At 63.7% G+C, this 18,419-nt stretch carries 17 protein-coding genes; 8 read left to right on the top strand and 9 right to left on the bottom strand.

What is annotated here, in order from left to right:
* Positions 1-12: 12 nt before the first annotated feature.
* On the top strand, positions 13-2,715 hold the full coding sequence (locus OIU19_RS17520; protein ID WP_264236095.1) for a [protein-PII] uridylyltransferase: 2,703 nt from the start codon (positions 13-15) through the stop codon (positions 2,713-2,715).
* A 22-nt stretch (positions 2,716-2,737) separates the two neighbouring features.
* On the top strand, positions 2,738-3,934 hold the full coding sequence (gene dapC, locus OIU19_RS17515; RefSeq protein ID WP_264236094.1) for a succinyldiaminopimelate transaminase: 1,197 nt from the start codon (positions 2,738-2,740) through the stop codon (positions 3,932-3,934).
* A gap of 61 nt (positions 3,935-3,995) precedes the next feature.
* Here the strand turns inward: dapC and OIU19_RS17510 are convergent, their stop codons facing one another.
* Positions 3,996-5,642 (bottom strand): Na+/H+ antiporter, encoded by a 1,647-nt coding sequence (locus tag OIU19_RS17510; RefSeq protein WP_264236093.1) that lies wholly within the window; start codon positions 5,640-5,642, stop codon positions 3,996-3,998.
* A 276-nt stretch (positions 5,643-5,918) separates the two neighbouring features.
* On the opposite strand from OIU19_RS17510, the gene OIU19_RS17505 reads away from it, so the two are divergent.
* The 4 genes from OIU19_RS17505 to OIU19_RS17490 all read left to right on the top strand — a co-directional run bounded on the left by OIU19_RS17505 (position 5,919) and on the right by OIU19_RS17490 (position 9,033).
* On the top strand, positions 5,919-6,266 hold the full coding sequence (locus OIU19_RS17505) for an ArsC family reductase (protein ID WP_186555442.1): 348 nt from the start codon (positions 5,919-5,921) through the stop codon (positions 6,264-6,266).
* A gap of 40 nt (positions 6,267-6,306) precedes the next feature.
* Positions 6,307-7,341 carry a 2,3,4,5-tetrahydropyridine-2,6-dicarboxylate N-succinyltransferase gene (dapD, locus tag OIU19_RS17500; RefSeq protein ID WP_264236092.1) on the top strand — a complete coding sequence of 345 codons (1,035 nt, stop codon included), beginning with the start codon at positions 6,307-6,309 and terminating at the stop codon, positions 7,339-7,341.
* 79 nt (positions 7,342-7,420) lie between these two features.
* Positions 7,421-8,626, top strand: coding sequence for a cysteine desulfurase (locus OIU19_RS17495; protein WP_186555444.1), 1,206 nt, complete (start codon positions 7,421-7,423; stop codon positions 8,624-8,626).
* The gene (locus OIU19_RS17490; protein ID WP_264236091.1) at positions 8,623-9,033 is read left to right on the top strand and encodes a SufE family protein; all 411 of its coding nucleotides are present in this window, start codon (positions 8,623-8,625) and stop codon (positions 9,031-9,033) included. Before OIU19_RS17495 ends, OIU19_RS17490 begins: the two co-directional genes overlap by 4 nt.
* Before the next feature lie 67 nt (positions 9,034-9,100).
* Here OIU19_RS17490 and OIU19_RS17485 read toward each other — a convergent pair whose 3' ends face one another.
* On the bottom strand, positions 9,101-9,883 hold the full coding sequence (locus OIU19_RS17485; RefSeq protein WP_264236090.1) for a class I SAM-dependent methyltransferase: 783 nt from the start codon (positions 9,881-9,883) through the stop codon (positions 9,101-9,103).
* A gap of 94 nt (positions 9,884-9,977) precedes the next feature.
* On the opposite strand from OIU19_RS17485, the gene OIU19_RS17480 reads away from it, so the two are divergent.
* Positions 9,978-10,598, top strand: coding sequence for an energy transducer TonB (locus tag OIU19_RS17480; protein WP_264236089.1), 621 nt, complete (start codon positions 9,978-9,980; stop codon positions 10,596-10,598).
* A 2-nt stretch (positions 10,599-10,600) separates the two neighbouring features.
* On the opposite strand, the gene OIU19_RS17475 is transcribed toward OIU19_RS17480, so the two are convergent.
* The 7 genes from OIU19_RS17475 to ppc all read right to left on the bottom strand — a co-directional run bounded on the left by OIU19_RS17475 (position 10,601) and on the right by ppc (position 17,747).
* Positions 10,601-11,290, bottom strand: coding sequence for an extensin family protein (locus tag OIU19_RS17475; protein WP_264236088.1), 690 nt, complete (start codon positions 11,288-11,290; stop codon positions 10,601-10,603).
* Between the two features lie 6 nt (positions 11,291-11,296).
* Positions 11,297-12,127 (bottom strand): oxaloacetate decarboxylase, encoded by an 831-nt coding sequence (locus tag OIU19_RS17470; protein WP_264236087.1) that lies wholly within the window; start codon positions 12,125-12,127, stop codon positions 11,297-11,299.
* A 29-nt stretch (positions 12,128-12,156) separates the two neighbouring features.
* Positions 12,157-13,026: a DUF72 domain-containing protein gene (locus OIU19_RS17465; protein WP_264236086.1), complete on the bottom strand. Its 870-nt coding sequence runs from the start codon at positions 13,024-13,026 to the stop codon at positions 12,157-12,159.
* A gap of 3 nt (positions 13,027-13,029) precedes the next feature.
* Positions 13,030-13,317, bottom strand: coding sequence for a hypothetical protein (locus OIU19_RS17460; protein WP_264236085.1), 288 nt, complete (start codon positions 13,315-13,317; stop codon positions 13,030-13,032).
* A gap of 130 nt (positions 13,318-13,447) precedes the next feature.
* Positions 13,448-14,122 carry a tRNA (adenosine(37)-N6)-threonylcarbamoyltransferase complex dimerization subunit type 1 TsaB gene (gene tsaB / locus OIU19_RS17455; protein ID WP_264236084.1) on the bottom strand — a complete coding sequence of 225 codons (675 nt, stop codon included), beginning with the start codon at positions 14,120-14,122 and terminating at the stop codon, positions 13,448-13,450.
* A gap of 88 nt (positions 14,123-14,210) precedes the next feature.
* Positions 14,211-14,861, bottom strand: coding sequence for an adenylate kinase (adk, locus tag OIU19_RS17450; protein WP_186555453.1), 651 nt, complete (start codon positions 14,859-14,861; stop codon positions 14,211-14,213).
* A 258-nt stretch (positions 14,862-15,119) separates the two neighbouring features.
* Positions 15,120-17,747 (bottom strand): phosphoenolpyruvate carboxylase, encoded by a 2,628-nt coding sequence (ppc, locus tag OIU19_RS17445; RefSeq protein ID WP_264236083.1) that lies wholly within the window; start codon positions 17,745-17,747, stop codon positions 15,120-15,122.
* A 287-nt stretch (positions 17,748-18,034) separates the two neighbouring features.
* On the opposite strand from ppc, the gene OIU19_RS17440 reads away from it, so the two are divergent.
* The gene (locus tag OIU19_RS17440; RefSeq protein WP_264236082.1) at positions 18,035-18,379 is read left to right on the top strand and encodes a pilin assembly protein; all 345 of its coding nucleotides are present in this window, start codon (positions 18,035-18,037) and stop codon (positions 18,377-18,379) included.
* Positions 18,380-18,419: the final 40 nt, after the last annotated feature.

Below are 18,419 nucleotides of genomic sequence, written 5' to 3'. Positions count from 1 at the left end.
GAAAGCGACTCGATGCCCCAGGTGGATCCCGAGCTGTTCGACCGCGGCCAGTTCCAGGCGGAACTGGCGCTCAAGGCAAGCCCCATCGCGGCTTTCAAGAAGGCCATCCGCCTGGCCCGCGAGGTGCTCGACAAGCGCTTTCGCGAAGGCCGCGAGATCCGCCGGCTGATCGAGGACCGCGCCTGGTTCGTCGACAACATCCTGCAGCAGGCCTGGAACCAGTTCGAATGGCAGGACCCTAGCGGCATCGCCCTGATCGCCGTGGGCGGCTACGGACGCGGCGAACTGCACCCGTTCTCCGACATCGACCTGCTGATCCTGCTCGATGGCGCCGAACACGAACAGTACCGCGAAGCCATCGAAGGTTTTCTGACCCTGCTCTGGGACATCGGCCTGGAAGTTGGCCAGAGCGTACGCAGCGTCGAGGAATGCGCCGAGCAGGCCCGCGCCGACCTGACGGTGATCACCAACCTGATGGAAAGCCGCACCATTGCCGGCCCAGAGCCCCTGCGCCAGCGCATGCTCGAGGTGACCAGCACCACTGCTATGTGGCCGAGCAAGGAGTTTTTCCTGGCCAAGCGCGCCGAGCTCAAGGCCCGCCACCACAAGTACAACGACACCGAGTACAACCTCGAGCCCAACGTCAAAGGCTCACCCGGCGGCCTGCGCGACATCCAGACCGTGCTCTGGGTCGCCCGTCGCCAGTACGGCACACTCAACCTGCACGCCCTGGCTGGCGAAGGTTTCCTGCTGGAGAGCGAAAACGAACTGCTCGCCTCCTCCCAGGCCTTCCTCTGGCGGGTGCGCTACGCCCTGCACATGCTTGCCGGACGCGCCGAAGACCGCCTGCTGTTCGACCACCAGCGCAGCATCGCCGCGTTGCTTGGTTTCAGCGATGACAACCCCAAGCGCGCCATCGAGCAGTTCATGCAGCAGTACTACCGGGTGGTGATGAGCATCAGCCAGCTGTGCGACCTGATCATCCAGCACTTCGAGGAAGTCATCCTCGCTGACGACGACAGTGGCACCACCCAACCGCTCAACGCTCGCTTTCGCCTGCACGATGGTTATATAGAAGCGGTCAGTCCCAACGTGTTCAAACGCACGCCGTTCGCCATGCTGGAGATCTTCGTGCTGATGGCCCAGCACCCGGAGATCAAGGGTGTGCGCGCCGACACCGTGCGTCTGTTGCGCGAGCATCGCCATCTGATCGATGACAACTTCCGCAACGATATCCGCAATACCAGCTTGTTCATCGAGCTGTTCAAGTGCGAGATCGGCATCCACCGCAACCTGCGCCGGATGAACCGCTACGGCATTCTCGGCCGCTACTTGCCGGAGTTCGGCCTGATCGTCGGGCAGATGCAGCATGACCTGTTCCACATCTATACGGTCGATGCGCACACCCTCAACCTGATCAAGCACCTGCGCAAGCTGCAGTACACCCCGGTTTCGGAGAAATTCCCGCTGGCCAGCAAGCTCATGGGCCGCCTGCCCAAACCCGAGCTGATCTACCTGGCCGGGCTCTACCATGACATCGGCAAGGGTCGCCAGGGCGATCATTCCGAACTCGGCGCGGTCGACGCCCAGGCCTTTGGCGAGCGCCACCAGCTGCCAACCTGGGATACCCGGCTGATCGTCTGGCTGGTACAGAACCACCTGGTGATGTCGACCACTGCCCAGCGCAAGGACCTGTCCGACCCGCAAGTGATCAACGACTTCGCCCTGCACGTGGGCGACGAGACGCGCCTGGACTACCTGTATGTGCTGACCGTGGCCGACATCAACGCCACCAACCCCAGTCTGTGGAACTCCTGGCGCGCCAGCCTGCTGCGCCAGCTCTATACCGAGACCAAGCGCGCACTGCGCCGGGGCCTGGAGAACCCGCTGGACCGCGAAGAGCAGATCCGCCAGACACAGAGCGCCGCGCTCGACATCCTGATCCGCGAAGGCACCGATCCGGACGACGTCGAGCAACTGTGGTCGCAACTGGGCGATGATTACTTCCTCAAGCACACCGCCGCCGACGTGGCCTGGCACAGCGATGCGATTCTGCAGCAGCCGGCCGATGGCGGCCCATTGGTGCTGATCAAGGAAACCACCCAGCGTGAATTCGAGGGTGGCACGCAGATCTTCATCTATGCCCCCGACCAGCACGACTTCTTCGCCGTGACCGTGGCAGCGATGTCCCAGCTCAACCTGAACATCCATGATGCGCGGATCATCACCTCGAGCAGCCAGTTCACCCTCGACACCTACATTGTCCTGGACAACGATGGCGGCTCGATCGGCGATAACCCCCAGCGGGTCAAGCAGATCCGCGAGGGCCTGACCGAGGCCCTGCGCAACCCCGAGGACTACCCGACCATCATCCAGCGCCGGGTGCCGCGCCAGCTCAAGCACTTCACCTTTGCCCCGCAGGTGACCATTCACAACGATGCCCAGCGTCCGGTGACCATCCTCGAGATCATCGCCCCTGATCGCCCAGGCCTGCTGGCGCGGATCGGGCGGATCTTCCTGGAGTTCGACCTGTCGTTGCAGAACGCCAAGATCGCCACCCTCGGCGAGCGCGTGGAAGACGTGTTTTTCATTACCGACGCCGACAACCAGCCGCTGTCCGATCCACAGCTATGCAGCCGCCTGCAGGAAGCGATCATTCAGCAGTTGCAAAAAGGCCAGGCCAGCGATGCCAGCCCTACCCGCGTGACCTTCTAACGATTGACGAGACCTTGCGCCGATGAACCATGCCTTGACCCAGCTTCAGCCCTACCCGTTCGAGAAACTCCGCGCCCTCCTGGGCAGCGTGCAGCCGGCGGCGGACAAACGTGCCATCGCCCTGTCGATCGGCGAGCCGAAGCACGAATCGCCGGCGTTCGTCGCCAAGGCCCTGGCCGACAACCTCGACAAGCTGGCGGTGTACCCCAGCACCCTCGGCCTGCCGGCGCTGCGCCAGGCGATTGGCCAGTGGTGCGAACAGCGCTTCGGCGTGCCAACCGGCTGGCTGGATGCCGACCGCCATATCCTGCCGGTCAACGGCACCCGGGAGGCGCTGTTCGCCTTCACCCAGGCAGTGGTCAACCGCGCCGATGACGGCCTGGTGATCAGCCCCAATCCGTTCTACCAGATCTACGAAGGCGCAGCCCTGCTTGCCGGTGCCACCCCGCACTACCTGCCGTGCCTGGAAGACAACGGCTTCAATCCGGATTTCGACGCAGTGCCGGCAGAGGTGTGGCAGCGCTGCCAGATCCTGTTCCTGTGCTCCCCAGGCAACCCCACTGGTGCCCTGGTGCCAATGGACACCCTGAAAAAGCTGATTGCCCTGGCCGATGAGCACGACTTCGTGATTGCCGCCGACGAGTGCTACAGCGAGCTGTATTTCGACGAAGACGCGCCACCACCGGGCCTGCTGAGCGCCTGCGCCGAGCTTGGTCGTAGCGATTTCAAACGCTGCGTGGTGTTCCACAGCCTGTCCAAGCGCTCCAACCTGCCAGGCCTGCGCTCGGGCTTCGTCGCCGGCGACGCCGAGATCATCAAGCCATTCCTGCTGTACCGCACCTACCACGGCTGCGCCATGCCAGTGCAAACCCAGCTGGCCAGCGTCGCCGCCTGGCAGGATGAAGCCCACGTACGCGCCAACCGCGACCAATACCGGGCCAAGTACGATGCGGTGCTGGATATCCTTCAACCGGTATTGGACGTTCAGCGTCCGGACGGCAGCTTCTACCTGTGGGCCAAGGTGCCGGGCTGCGATGCAGAATTCACCCGCGACCTGTTCCAAGCCCAGCACGTGACCGTGGTGCCGGGCTCGTACCTGTCGCGAGAGGTGGATGGGGTCAACCCAGGTGCAGGCCGAGTGCGCATGGCGCTGGTTGCGCCGTTGGCTGAGTGCATCGAGGCGGCTGAACGGATTCGGGACTTCCTGAGCAACCGCTGATTCCAGCAGCGAGCACGCTGGCAAATTGACGATCCGGGGCCGCTTTGCGGCCCCTTTCGCTCTATTTGACCTGCCCCAGGTTCGCCTCACTCATATCCAGCTCACCCAGCACCTGGCGCACCACCTCATCGCCTACCAGATGCTGACGGTGCAGGTTGTACAATTCCAGACGCTGCGCCCGCAGTGCTTTCAACCGCAGGCGACGCTCCAGCAGGTCCATCTGCTCAGCCAGGGCGCGCGCTTCGGCAGTGTCGTTGTAACTGTCCAGCTCATCCCGATACTCAGCCATCAAACGTGCCTTGAGCTCGGTGGCCAAAGTCGCCTGCGCGGCGTCCTGCGGCGCATTGGCGTCGATCACCTCTTCTGCTTCCAAGGCATGAATCGCCGCCTCGGCCGTGCGCCGCCAGGCTTCTTGTACTTCTTGCTGCAAACGCTCGTCCGGGCTTTTGGTCACACCGCGCAACAGGATCGGCAACGCAATACAGGCGCCGATCAACGACAGCAGGATTACCCCCGCCGCGATGAAGATGAGCAGGTCTCGCTCAGGAAACGCCTGGCCTGCCCCCATCAGCAGCGGTATCGACATCACGCCCGCCAAGGTCACCGCGCCGCGCACGCCACCGAGCGTCAGCAGCCAACACGAACGGGCGGTGGGCATCAGCACCAGCTCGGGCTTGCCGCGCCAGCGGCGCACCACGCCAATCGCCCGCCAGATGCTCTGTACCCAGATGAAGCGCAACAGGATCAGCGCGGCGAAAATCGCCAGTACGTCCAGGCAGCGATAGGCCAGGGTCGGCCAGATGGTCGCCTCATGACTGACCACAGCCTTGATGATGTCCGGCAACTGCAGGCCCAGCAGCAGGAAGATCAGCCCATTGAAGGCGAACTCCAGCAGCGACCAGACGCTACGGTTGAGCAGACGTGTGCTGGTCTGGCGTGGCAGCAGATCGAGCCAGCTTTGCATCATCCCCGCCGCCACCGCCGAAAGAATGCCCGAAACGCCGAGACGCTCGGCCAGTACATAGGCAGCGAATGGCAGCAAAAGCATGAACACCACGTGGGTGGCAGGGTCATCCCAGCCACGAGCGATCATCCAGGCACGCAGGCGACCGATCAGCCAGCTCAGCGCAACCCCCACCGCCAGGCCTCCCAGCGCCACCAGCACGAATGTGAAACTGGCCTCGGCCAACGAGAAGGCACCGGTAATCGCCGCCACCAGGGCGAACTTGAAGGTCACCAGGCCCGTGGCATCGTTCATCAGCGCCTCGCCCTGGAGCATGTGCATCAACGGCGTAGGCAAACGGTCCTGGGTAATCGCCGAGACTGCCACGGCATCGGTAGGCGACAACACGGCAGCCAAGGCGAAGGCCACTGGTAGCGGGATGCTCGGCAGCAACCAGTGGATGAAGTAGCCGGCCCCGACCACCGTGAACAACACCAACCCCACCGCTAGCGCAACCACCGGGCCACGTATACGCCACAGCTCACGCTTGGGGATGCGCCAGCCATCGGCGAACAGCAACGGCGGCAAGAACAGGAACAGGAACAACTCCGGCTCCAGCGCCACATGCAGGCCCAGGCTCGGCCAGGCCAGCAGTGCCCCGGCCGCGATCTGCACCAGCGGCAGAGGCAGCGGGATCATCCGCCCCACCAGTTTTGACACGCTTACCAGCGTCAGCAGGATGAGGACGGTATAGGCTGACTGCATCAGCAAGCTTCCTGTGTAATTCGAAAAACCCTGGCGGGGCAAACATCGCCATTGAAACAATATGTTAGCGGCGTGCAGCAATAATGCACCGCTGCACCATAGTCGCAGGCGAGCAGAGAATATGTAACACAATGCTACCCGACATCAGGTGACACGCTTCGCCCTTGCGCGCTCGGCAGCCAGCCGTGGCGCCAGGCTCGTCGATGTCGCATAATCGCCCTCACCTTTTCTTCACGGAGTATCGGGACGCCTACCCCAAGGCGCCCCAGGCATTCAATGGCTTACACTCTCTACGGCATCAAAGCCTGCGACACCATGAAAAAAGCCCGTACCTGGCTCGAAGAAAAAGCCATCGGCTATCAATTTCACGACTACAAGACTCAAGGCATCGACCGCGACAGCCTGAATCGCTGGTGCGACGAGCACGGCTGGGAAGTCATCCTCAACCGTGCCGGCACCACCTTCCGCAAGCTCGACGATGCCAGCAAAGCCAACCTCGATCAGGCCAAGGCCGTCGAATTGATGCTGGCCCAGCCGTCGATGATCAAGCGCCCGGTGCTTGACCTCGGCGAGCGTACCCTGGTCGGCTTCAAGCCTGACCTGTACGCCGCAGCGCTGGCCTGAGTCCGCTCCGCTTCCACCCTATTTCGCAAGAGGTAATCGCATGTCCACTACTCTGTTCAGCCTGGCCTTCGGTGTCGGCACCCAGAACCGCCAGGGCACCTGGCTGGAAGTCTTCTACGCGCAACCACTGATCAACCCGAGTGCCGAGCTGGTCGCTGCGGTCGCGCCGATCCTCGGCTATGAAGGCGGCAACCAAGCCATCGCCTTCAGCAACGCCCAGGCTGGCCAGCTGGCCGATGCGCTCAAGGCCGTCGATGCCACCCAATACGCCCTGCTGACCCGCCTGGCTGAAAGCCACAAGCCGCTGGTCGCGACCTTGCTGGCCGAAGACAGCGCGCTGACTTCGACCCCAGAGGCCTATCTCAAGCTGCACCTGCTCTCGCACCGCCTGGTCAAGCCGCACGGCCTGAGCCTGGCTGGCGTGTTCCCGCTGCTGCCAAACGTTGCCTGGACCAACCAGGGCGCCGTCGACTTGGCCGAGCTTGCCGAACTGCAACTCGAAGCACGCCTGAAGGGCGAGCTGCTGGAAGTGTTCTCGGTCGACAAGTTCCCGAAAATGACCGACTACGTGGTCCCGGCCGGCGTACGTATCGCCGATACCGCCCGCGTGCGCCTGGGCGCCTACATCGGCGAAGGCACCACCATCATGCACGAAGGCTTCGTCAACTTTAACGCCGGCACCGAAGGCCCAGGCATGATCGAAGGCCGCGTGTCCGCTGGCGTATTCGTCGGCAAGGGCTCGGACCTGGGCGGCGGTTGCTCGACCATGGGCACCCTCTCCGGTGGTGGCAACATCGTGATCAAGGTCGGCGAAGGCTGCCTGATCGGCGCCAACGCGGGTATCGGCATTCCGCTGGGCGATCGCAACACCGTTGAAGCTGGCCTGTACATCACTGCTGGCACCAAGGTGAACCTGCTCGACGAGAACAACCAACTGGTCAAAGTGGTCAAGGCCCGCGAGCTGGCCGGCCAGACTGACCTGCTGTTCCGCCGCAACTCGCTGAACGGCGCAGTGGAGTGCAAGACCCACAAGTCGGCCATCGAGCTGAACGAGGCGCTGCACGCGCACAACTGAGAACCTCGCGGGGTTTGAAGTGATAAGATCGGGTCTGGCGTTAGCGCCAGGCCCGTTTTTATTTCCAGGTCCCTCGATCATGTTTCAGCCCTCCCCGTGGCGTGCCGACTTTCCCGCCATCGCCGCTCTAGAACGCCAGCACCAGACCTATCTGGACAGCGCCGCCACCACGCAAAAGCCCCAGGCCCTGCTCGATGCCCTGAGCCATTACTACGGCCATGGCGCGGCCAACGTTCATCGTGCCCAGCACCTGCCCGGTGCGCTGGCCACCCAAGCCTTCGAGACCAGCCGCGACAAGGTCGCCGCCTGGCTCAATGCCGCCGATTCGCGGCAGATCATCTTCACCCATGGCGCCACTTCCGCGCTGAACTTGCTGGCCTATGGCCTGGAACATGGCTTCAACGAAGGCGACGAGATCGCCATCAGTGCCCTGGAGCACCACGCCAACCTGCTGCCGTGGCAGCAACTGGCGCGGCGGCGCAATTTGCGCCTGGTCATCCTGCCACTGGATGAACAGGGGCACATCGACCTCAATCAGGCGCTGCAACTGATCGGCCCGCGCACCCGCCTGCTGGCAGTCAGCCAACTGTCCAACGTGCTCGGCACCTGGCAAGCACTGCCCGCCCTGCTCGCCCACGCCCGCGCCCAAGGCGCATTGACCGTGGTCGACGGCGCGCAAGGCGTGGTGCATGGCCGCCACGATGTGCAGCAGCTCGAATGCGACTTCTACGTGTTCTCCAGTCATAAACTGTACGGACCTGAAGGCGTAGGCGTCCTGTATGGGCGCCCGCAGGCCTTGGAACAGCTGCTTCATTGGCAGTTTGGCGGCGAGATGGTGCAACTGGCCGACTATCACGGCGCCAGTTTTCGCCCTGCGCCGCTGGGCTTCGAGGCGGGAACGCCGCCCATTGCCGGGGTCATTGGCCTGGGTGCGACCCTCGACTACCTGGCCAGCCTCGACCCACACGCCGTCCAGGCCCATGAAACCAGCCTGCATCAGCACCTGCTACGTGGCCTGGCCGATCGTGATGGCGTGCGTATCCTCGGCATGCCGCAAAGCGCCCTGGTGAGCTTCGTCGTCGACGGTGTGCACAACGCCGATATCGCTCACCTGCTGACCGAGCAGGGCATTGCCGTACGCGCCGGGCATCATTGCGCGATGCCGCTGCTCAAGGGGCTGGGGCTGGAAGGGGCAATTCGGGTATCGCTGGGCCTGTACAACGACAGTGACGACTTGCAGCGCTTCTTCGACGCGCTGGATCAGGGCCTGGAGTTGTTACGATGAGCCTGTCGAGCGAGGCCAGCCAAGCGCTGCAGGCATTCCAGCAGGCTCGGGGGTGGGAACAACGAGCGCGCCTGCTGATGCAATGGGGCGACCGACTGGCGCCGCTCAACGAGCGCGAAAAGACCGAGGACAACCGTGTCCATGGCTGTGAGAGCCTGGTGTGGCTGGTCGCCAACCAGCAAGGCGGGCAATGGCAATTCAAGGCCGCTAGCGATGCACGCTTGCTGAGGGGGCTGCTGGCCTTGCTGTTGGTCCGGGTCCAGGGGCTCGATAGCGCCGAGCTGTCGCAGCTTGAGCTGGGAGCGTGGTTCACCGAGCTTGGCCTGGAGCGCCAACTGTCGCCCTCGCGCAGCAACGGCCTGCATGCAGTACTGCAACGCATGGCTCAGTTGGCATCCGCCGCCTGAACGTGGCTGGGAAACCGCCGCTAAGGGCTGCAAAGCAGCCCCGGTGCCGGAATCTGCAAACGCTGCGCTAAGCCTTCAAGGCCTTCTTCGGATAGATGTCATAGCGACTCGATTTGCCCTCAAGACTATGACTGGGCTTGGGCCCGTCGATAATCGGCGCCTTACGCGGCCGCTTGACCACGACCCGGTGCGAAGCCAACGCCAAGGCTGCCTCGAGCAACGCCGGCGCATCCAGGTCGTCACCGACCAACGGCCGGAACACGCGCATTTCCTTCTTCACCAAGGCACTCTTGTCGCGGTGCGGGAACATCGGATCCAGGTAGATCACCTGTGGCGCCTCGCCCTGCCAGGTGCGCATGCGCTCGATGGCGTTGCCCACCAGCAAACGCATCCGCTCAACGATTGGCCCTACCTCGACATCCCCACGGCCGCGCGCCAGGCCATCTTCGAGTAACGCGGCAATCAGCGGCTGGCGCTCGATCAAGGTCATCTGGCAGCCAAGGCTGGCTAGCACGAAAGCATCTTTACCCAGCCCGGCAGTTGCATCCAGCACCTGCGGCCGCACGCCCTGAGCGATTCCGACCGCCTTGGCGATCATCTGCCCATTGCCACCCCCGAACAAGCGCCGATGCGCCGCCTGGCCCTCGACGAAGTCGACGCGCACCGGACCCGGTGCCTGCGGCCCCAACTGCTGGATCTGCAAGCCGTCCACACCTACCTGCACGGCAAACTCCGCCGCCTCGTCAGCCAATGGCAACCCCAGCCGCTCAGCCCATACGGCCGCCTGCGCCTGGTACTCGGGCGCCAGCGCCTCGACCCTGATGCCTGTGCCCTGCTCTTGCTCTACCATCCGATCCCGCATCCAAAATAATTAATGAAACGCCGGCCACGGCCGATACACGCAGTATCCGCTATTCTGCCAGAGCACAACACGCGCGACTGCCATGTCAGATACCCTTCCCATCGGCTTGACCTACCTGTCGCCTGTCGGCAACTACGGTCGACAGAATACCCAGGCCCTCGGCGGCGTCAGCCACCTGTGGCAGGATTTCTTCGCCCAGGCGTTGGCCGACCAGCAAGGGCAAGAGGCCGACGCCGTCAGCCAAGCGCTGGTGCAGTACGACAACGAAAGCGGAGAACCGATCGGGGGCGCCCGTGCCCTGGCGTTGATCGATGCCCAACGTGCTTGCAGCGTGCAAGACACCGAGGTCAAGCCTCCCGAGCCGCTGTTCCTGCCCAAGGCCGAACTTGAAGCCAACCTGCTCGAGCCTGCCCCCGAACCGTTCAGCGCCGCCGAGTTGATCGAGCAACAACGCGATCTCGATCTGAGCAACAGCTGGCTGCGTCCGGTGGTCATGAGCCAGGGCCATGCGCAACCTGAACCTGGTGCCGCGCCTTCGCCGCGCCCACTGCACCTACCGATCGCCGAATTTGAAATGGACCTGCTGGACCCGGCGCCAGAACCGTTCGATGAGCCGACCCTGGCCCAGCAGCAGAATGCGCTGGAGTTCGACATTCACTGGGCACGCCCTGTCGTGCTGAACAACGTCCGCGCCCACGCTTGAGCTCAGCGGCAGATCTGCCAGAGCCCCATGTCGAGATGAAAGTGGTTGTGGTGCGCCGCGTTGTAGTCAGGGCCTAATACCGTATTGAAACTCTCGCAGGCCGCTTGCCGCACTTGCCTGAGAAACTGCGCGTTCTGCCCCCCGCCCTGCCAGTGCTGCGCCAACACGATGCGCTGACCGTCCTTGAGCCGAAAGGCGCTGATGTCCAAGGCATTGGCCGTGGCATGCTGGCTCAGCCGACCTTGCTTGCGGTTGTAGACGTTGCGACAGGCAAAGCTGCCAAGGTGCTCAACCTGCACCACCGGCTGGCCAAATACCCGTTGCGCCGCCGGTTGCAAGCCATGCGCCTCGAACAGGGCATAGGCCACCGCCAGCGGGCAGGTGGCGAGAAAACTACTGCTCAGCCGCGCCTCACCGGCCTCTACTCGCCACACGTTCTGCAGCGGACATTGCGCCGTCGCTGCGCTGTCGGCCTGGGCTCGGTAGCGCAAGGCCGAGGTTTGCAGCGCCTGCTGGCATAAGGCCGGGTCCTTGCGCAGACGCGACAGCTTATAAGGTGTGAGCAAGTTCGGCGGCTGCCGTACATCCAGCGCCGCCCACGGATTCCACTGCGCGGGTGGACGCCAGCCCAGGTACCAGGCCTGGCCCGCTGCGAGCAGCAGCACCAACAGCAGCCAGACAAGCCAGCGCATCTGGGCTCAGCGTCGGAACAAATCGTTGAGCTGGGCAAACGGCAGCGCCTGCTCGGCGTAGCTGAAGGTGCCCTGCTCGCGAATCTCCAGCGCCGCCCGCTGCAACGCGCCGAGTGCCGCCCGGGCCAGCGATGAGCCGACGCTGATACGTCGCACCCCCAGGTCTTGCAGTTGGTTGACGCTCAGCGGCACGCCCGCCAAGCCCATCAATACATTCACAGGCTTCGGTGCCAGCGCCTGGACCACCGCACGCACCTCATCGACACTGCGCAGCCCTGGGGCATACAGCACATCAGCGCCGGCTTCGGCATACGCCTGCAGGCGCAGGATGGTGTCATCCAGGTCCATGCGCCCATGCAGCAGGTTCTCGGCGCGGGCACACAGGGTGAACGCAAATGGCAGGCTACGCGCCGCCTGTACTGCTGCACGCACGCGTTCCACAGCCAGGCCGAGGTCATAAATGGGCGCTTCGCGGCGACCGCTGGCGTCCTCGATCGAACCGCCGACCAAGCCCACCTCAGCGGCGCGCATAATGGTCTGGGCGCAATCTTCTGGCAGGTCGCCGAAACCATTCTCCAAGTCCGCAGCCACCGGCAATGGCGTGGCATCGACAATCGAGCGGGCATTGGCCAGGGTTTCGTCCAGGCTCAGCTCAGCCTCGGCATCCGGCCGCCCTAGGCTGAAGGCCAACCCCGCACTGGTCGTGGCCAGCGCCTCGAAGCCCAGACTGGCCAGCAGCCGAGCCGAGCCAGCATCCCAGGGGTTGGCAATGACAAAGGCGCCATCACGCTCATGCAGCGCCTTGAAGGCCTCCGCTCGCAGGGTTTGCACATCCATGGTTACAGCTCCGGCAGGTTGAGAAGTGGTCAGAGTAGCCCTAGTTGTTCGACCTCAGGGGCACGTGGCAATTCAGCTAAAGGCGCAAGGCCCGGCAAGCGCTCGCTCAGCCGTTGATGAAAACGCTGGGCCAAGGCCGCTGCCAGGCGGTTATCCGAGGTATGCAGGAAGATATACGGGCTACGTCCCTGTTCGATCCACTCAGCGACCTTGCCCACCCACGGCGTGAGGAAGTGCTCATTCGCCTCAAGCTGCGGATGGCCAATGAAGCGCACCTGTGGGTGCTGACTGAAGGCCGCAGGCCGCGCTGGCACGTTGGGCTTCTTCGACTGGGCATGCAGCACTGCCGGCTCGCGCGAGGTGCAGCTGAATAGTGCCCGTGGATCCAGGCAGATGCGCTCCACCCCGCACCCATGCAGCAGGCGGTTCAGCGCCCGCTCTTCATCGCCACGGGCAAAGAACCGCGGATTACGCACCTCGACCGCCACCGGTACGCCAATGTGATCAAGAAAGTGCGCAAGCTCACCCAGCCGCGCCGGGCCGAACACCGCTGGCAGTTGCAGCCAATAGGGCGAAACCCGTGGGCCAAGAGGTGCTAGCAGGCGAGTGAAGTCGATCGCCGATTGCAGCTGCTCACGCAGGTCACCGGCATGGCTGACATCTCGCGGAAATTTGGCGGTAAAGCGAAAGTGCGCTGGCATGACCTGAGCCCAGCGCTCTACCGTGGAAGGCGCTGGACGGGCATAAAAGGTGGTATTGCCCTCGACCGCGTTGAATACCTGGCTATACAGGCCTAGAAACTCAGTGGCGCGGGCGTCGGCGGGATACAGGTAATCGCGCCAGGCGTTTTCGCTCCAGGACGGACAACCGAGAAAGTAAGGCAGAGGCGATGGATTCATCCATCAAATGTACAGATCCAGCCCCAGCACTTCCATATCCCAATCGGTGAAGCCGGCAGTGGCCAGGTAGCTGGCCAGAGCGGTCGCGGTGCGTCGATCGCGCGCACGCGGGAAGATCAGATCCTGCTGACGGGCTGGCAGACCAGCGCCACCACGGCGGGTCCTGGCCTCTTGTGGGACTTCGCTGTCTTCGATCAGCTCGCCATCTTCGACAGACTCATCACGCACCTGCGCCTTGCGCGGTGCGCGCTTGATCGGGTAGGACTGAGAAGAGAAGCCGTCGATACGCATGGAATGAACACTCAGGATCAATGATGGCAATCTAGCAGCATCAGAGATCCATCGCTAATGCCGTTGTGATAACTGGACCACAGTTCCCACGAAAGGTTTAGCGCGAATGTAAATAGCCGACGAACTGCGGTTAACGAGGCGCCTTGGGCGTGGCCACGTTATCGCGCAAATAGACGGGCTGAGCCTGGTCGGCGGCAATCGCCTCACCGCGTGCCCAAGCGTAGCCGGCCAAGCTGAGGATATCCAAGGCGGTGGGCAGCAGGCTGGCATCACTGTCGCTCACCTGCGCAGCCAGGCGCGGCGCGTAACCCCAGCCAGTCCCCGCACCGAACCAATCACCGCCTGCCTCAGGCAAGGCCACTCGCTCTGGCGGCAAGACGGCTTCGCGACCGAGCAGGCGCATCTCACCCTCGCAGGCCTGGTAGCAGCCCCAGTAGACCTCATCCATCCGCGCATCGATGGCCGCCGCAACGTGCTGCGTGCCACGCTCGCGCAAGGCCCGTTGCGCCAAGGCGGCCAGGTTCGATACCGGCAGCACCGGGCGCTCCAAGGCGAAGGCCAGGCCCTGCACCACGCCAATGGCGATGCGCACCCCGGTGAACGCACCTGGGCCACGACCAAAGGCGATGGCATCCAGATCGCTCAGCGCCACGCCAGATTCCGCCAGGATCTGTTTGATCATCGGCAGCAGCTTCTGCGCGTGTTGGCGGGGGATCACCTCATGGTGGCTGGTCACCTTGCCGTCATGCAGCAGCGCAACGGAACAGGCTTCGGTGGCGGTATCCAGGGCCAGCAGGGTGGTCATCGAACGGGTTTCCAGGGGCAAAGAGAAAAGAGCGCCAGTATAAACGACAACGGCCCGCAAGCGGGCCGTTGTCGTTTATAGGCGTGGATCAGCTCAAGGCTGCCAGGACCTTGGCGGTGATCGCTTCAACCGAGCCGACACCTTCGATGTGGCTGTACTTCGGCTTGCCAGCGTTGGCGGCCGAGAGCTTCTGGTAGAAGTCCACCAGCGGCTTGGTCTGGCTGTGGTAGACCGACAGGCGATGGCGCACGGTTTCTTCCTTGTCGTCATCACGCTGGATCAGTTCTTCACCCGTGACATCGTCCTTGCCTTCCACTTTCGGCGGGTTGTACTGAATGTGGTAGGTGCGGCCCGAGGCCAGGTGCACGCGGCGACCGGCCATACGGCCAACGATTTCTTCGTCGTCCACGGCGATCTCGACTACAGCATCGATATCGACACCGGCGGCAACCATGGCTTCAGCCTGAGGGATGGTCCGTGGGAAGCCGTCGAACAGGCAGCCCTTGGCGCAATCAGGCTGGGCGATACGCTCCTTGACCAGACTGATGATCAGGTCGTCGGAGACCAACTGACCGGCGTCCATGACTTTTTTCAGTTCCAGACCCAGTGGGGTGCCGGCTTTGACGGCAGCACGCAGCATGTCACCGGTGGAGATCTGTGGAATGCCGAACTTCTCGGTGATGAACTTTGCCTGAGTACCTTTACCGGCCCCGGGAGCTCCCAGCAGAATTACGCGCATCTTGTGCTCCTCATATTTTTTTATGCAAATCAATGGATTCGGCGTCAGGGCCAATTCCGGAAAATCGGGTATCGACCAGAAAATCGGTCAAAAGGCTGCTCAAGATACACAGCACCCGGCGACCAGACAAGCGTCCCAAAGTTGCAGCAAAGCGCCACTTGCGACCTGCCGCCGCAGGGGTTGCGCCCAGCGCAACCTCCCTTCTCGCCCCGGCCCTGCCCCGGCACTGGGCCAGACTCGCGGCTGGCCAGGCGCCGCTTAACCGGTGTTGCGCAGGCCGGCGGCAATCCCTGCCACAGTGACCAGCAAGGCCTGCTCTAACGGGCTGTCCAGAGCGGCTTGGCGGCTGCGCGAGCGCGCCAGCAGCTCGGCCTGGAGCCGATGCAGCGGGTCCAGGTAGGTGTTGCGCAGGCTGATGAATTCCAGCGTCTCAGGGCTGTGCGCCAGTAGCACCGGCTGCCCGGTCAGACTCAGCACCACCTGGCATGACTGCGACAATAGGTCGCGCAGCTGCGCACCCAACGGGAGCAAGTCGGGTTGCACTAGACGTTGGTCGTAGGCCTCGGCGATTTGTGCATCGGCCTTGGCCAGGACCATTTCCAGCATGTCGATCCGGGTGCGGAAGAACGGCCACTGCTCACGCATCTGCGCCAACAGTTCGCCCTGGCCACGGGCCAAGGCATTGCTCAGCGCGGTTTCCCAGCCTAGCCAGGCTGGCAGCATCAGCCGGGTTTGCGTCCAGCCAAAAATCCACGGAATGGCCCGCAGGCTTTCAATGCCACCCGCGCGGCGTTTGGCCGGGCGACTGCCCAATGGCAGGCGGCCGAGCTCCTGTTCAGGGGTCGACTGGCGGAAGTACTCGACGAAGTCGGGATTCTCCCGCACCACGTCGCGGTAGGCCTTGACCCCATCGGCGGCAAGCTGGTCCATCACCTCGCGCCACGCAGGTTCCGGCGGCGGCGGCGGTAACAGGGTCGCCTCGAGCACGGCCGCTAGATAAAGGTTGAGGTTTTGTTCGGCGATGCCCGGCAGGCCGAACTTGAAGCGAATCATCTCGCCCTGTTCGGTCGTACGGAAACGGCCCGCCACCGAGCCCGGGGGTTGCGACAAGATGGCCGCGTGCGCCGGGCCGCCGCCACGGCCAACGGTGCCACCGCGGCCATGGAACAACAGCAGCTCGACCTGGTGCTCGCGACAGATGCGCACCAGGTTCTCCTGAGCGCGGTACTGGGCCCAGGCCGCCGCCGTGGTGCCAGCGTCCTTGGCCGAATCGGAGTAACCGATCATCACCTCCTGCGGCCCACGCAGCCCGGCGCGGTAACCTGGCAAACCGAGCAGACGCTGCATCACCGGCCCCGCGTTATCGAGGTCGGCCAGGGTCTCGAACAGCGGCACCACGCGCATCGGCCGGGTCAGGCCGGCTTCCTTGAGCAGCAACTGCACCGCCAGTACATCCGACGCCGCGCCCGCCATGGAGATGACGTAAGAGCCGAGTGAGGCGGCAGGCGCCGCGGCGATTTCCCGACAGGTGTTGAGCACCTCGGCAGTGTCTGCCTGGGGTTTGAAGTGAGCAGGCAACAACGGCCGACGGTTGTTCAGCTCGGCCTGGAGAAACTCGATACGCTGCTCTTCGTTCCAATCGGCGTAGCGGCCAAGACCTAGGTAGTCGGTGATTTCCGACAGGGCATCACGATGACGGGCAGCATCCTGGCGCACATCCAGGCGCACCAGGAACAGGCCAAACGTCACTGCCCGACGCAGGCAGTCAAGCAGCGGGCCATCGGCGATCACGCCCATGCCGCACTCATGCAGCGAGTGGTAGCACAGCTGCAGTGGCTCGATCAGCTCACGTGTATCGACCAGCACCTCGGCACTGGCCGGCTGGCTGCTGGTCAGCGATGCATGCGCCCAGGCGCGCGTTGCACGCAGGCGATCACGCAGTTGCTTGAGCAGGCTGCGATACGGCTCGGCGCTGTCACCGACCCGCTCGCGCAATGCGCCGCTGGCTTGCTGCATCGACAACTCTGCGGCCAGGTAATCGATATCGCGCAGGAACAAATCGGCGGCCATCCAGCGCGCCAGCAACAACACTTCGCGGGTCACGCAGGCGGTGACGTTGGGGTTGCCGTCGCGATCGCCGCCCATCCACGAGGCGAAACGAATCGGCGCCGCCTCCAGCGGCAGGCGCAGGCCGGTGGCCTCGAACAGCGCCTTGTCGACCTTGCGCAAATGGCTGGGGATCGCCTGCCACAGCGAGTGCTCGATCACCGCAAACCCCCACTTGGCCTCGTCCACTGGGGTGGGTCGAGTGCGACGGATTTCTTCGGTGTGCCAAGCTTCGGCGATCAAGCGGCGCAGGCGCTCGCGAATCTGCTGGCGCTCGGCAGGGGTCAAGTCGCGGTGATCCTGCGCAGCCAACTGAGCGGCGATGGCATCGTATTTCTGGATCAGGGTCCGCCGGGCAACTTCGGTGGGATGAGCGGTGAGCACCAACTGGATGTCCAGCTTGGCCAGCTGGCGGGCCAGGGCGTCATTGCTGTGTCCTGCTTGCTTGAGGCGCGCCAGCAACTCGGGCAGCACCCGCGCCTCGAAAGGCTCTGGCTGACCGGCTTCGCGGCGGTGGATCAGCTGATACTGCTCGGCGATGTTGGCCAGGTTGAGGAACTGGTTGAAGGCGCGCGCCACCGGCAGCAGCTCTTCGTCGGCCAAATCGTCCAGGGTCGAGCTCAACTGCTCGGCGCCGCCACGCCGATCAGCCTTGGCGCTGTGGCGGATGTCCTCGATCTTCTGCACAAACGCATCGCCGTGCTGCTGGCGAATGGTTTCGCCAAGCAACTCCCCCAACAGATGGACATCTTCACGCAAGCGAACATCGATATCGGTCATCAGGCCCTCTCTGTGGCGCGGCTGCTCCGCGCTCCGCTCAGGAAACTGCATGTAGCCAAGAGTGCCCATAGCAACCCGCTCAAGGCAAGCCTGCGGCGGGGTTAGCAACTAAAGTGAATGCAGGGCAGTCCACTCACTGCCCCTTTTGAGGCTTCACCATCGTAGGGGGCTGTTGCGCAGCCCATCGCCGGCAAGCCAGCTCCTACACACAGCGCAGATCTTGTAGGAGTTGGCTCGCTGGCGATAAGCCGCAGCGGCCCTGAAAACGACGTCCACACGAGGTCACCATGAAAATCCGCGAACTCGCCCAGCACTGGGAACAGAACGCCGCCGGCAGCTTGAGCCCCACCAGCCATGTGTTGCATTTGGACCTTGAGTCCGAAGCGCGCCTGGCCGCGCTGATCGACATGTACCCCAAGCGCACCGCCGAAGAACTGCTCGGCGAACTGGTCGCCTGCGCCCTTGAAGAGCTGGAGGCCAGCTTCCCCTATGTCCAAGGCCGGCAGGTGATTGCCACCGATGAAGAAGGCGATCCGCTGTACGAAGACATCGGCCCTACCCCGCGCTTCCTAGCCCTGTCACGGCGCCACTTGCATGAGCTGAGCAACACCGCTGAAGAGCCCGGCAACTGACGCTTTGCTTGCGCACCACACGGCTGTGCGCTGCCGTGCG

It is taken from the genome of Pseudomonas sp. BT-42-2, assembly GCF_025847435.2.
Taxonomy (GTDB): Bacteria; Pseudomonadota; Gammaproteobacteria; order Pseudomonadales; family Pseudomonadaceae; genus Aquipseudomonas; species Aquipseudomonas urmiensis.
Note: the sequence above shows the minus strand (reverse complement) of the source record. Positions and strands in the feature narration are given on the sequence as shown.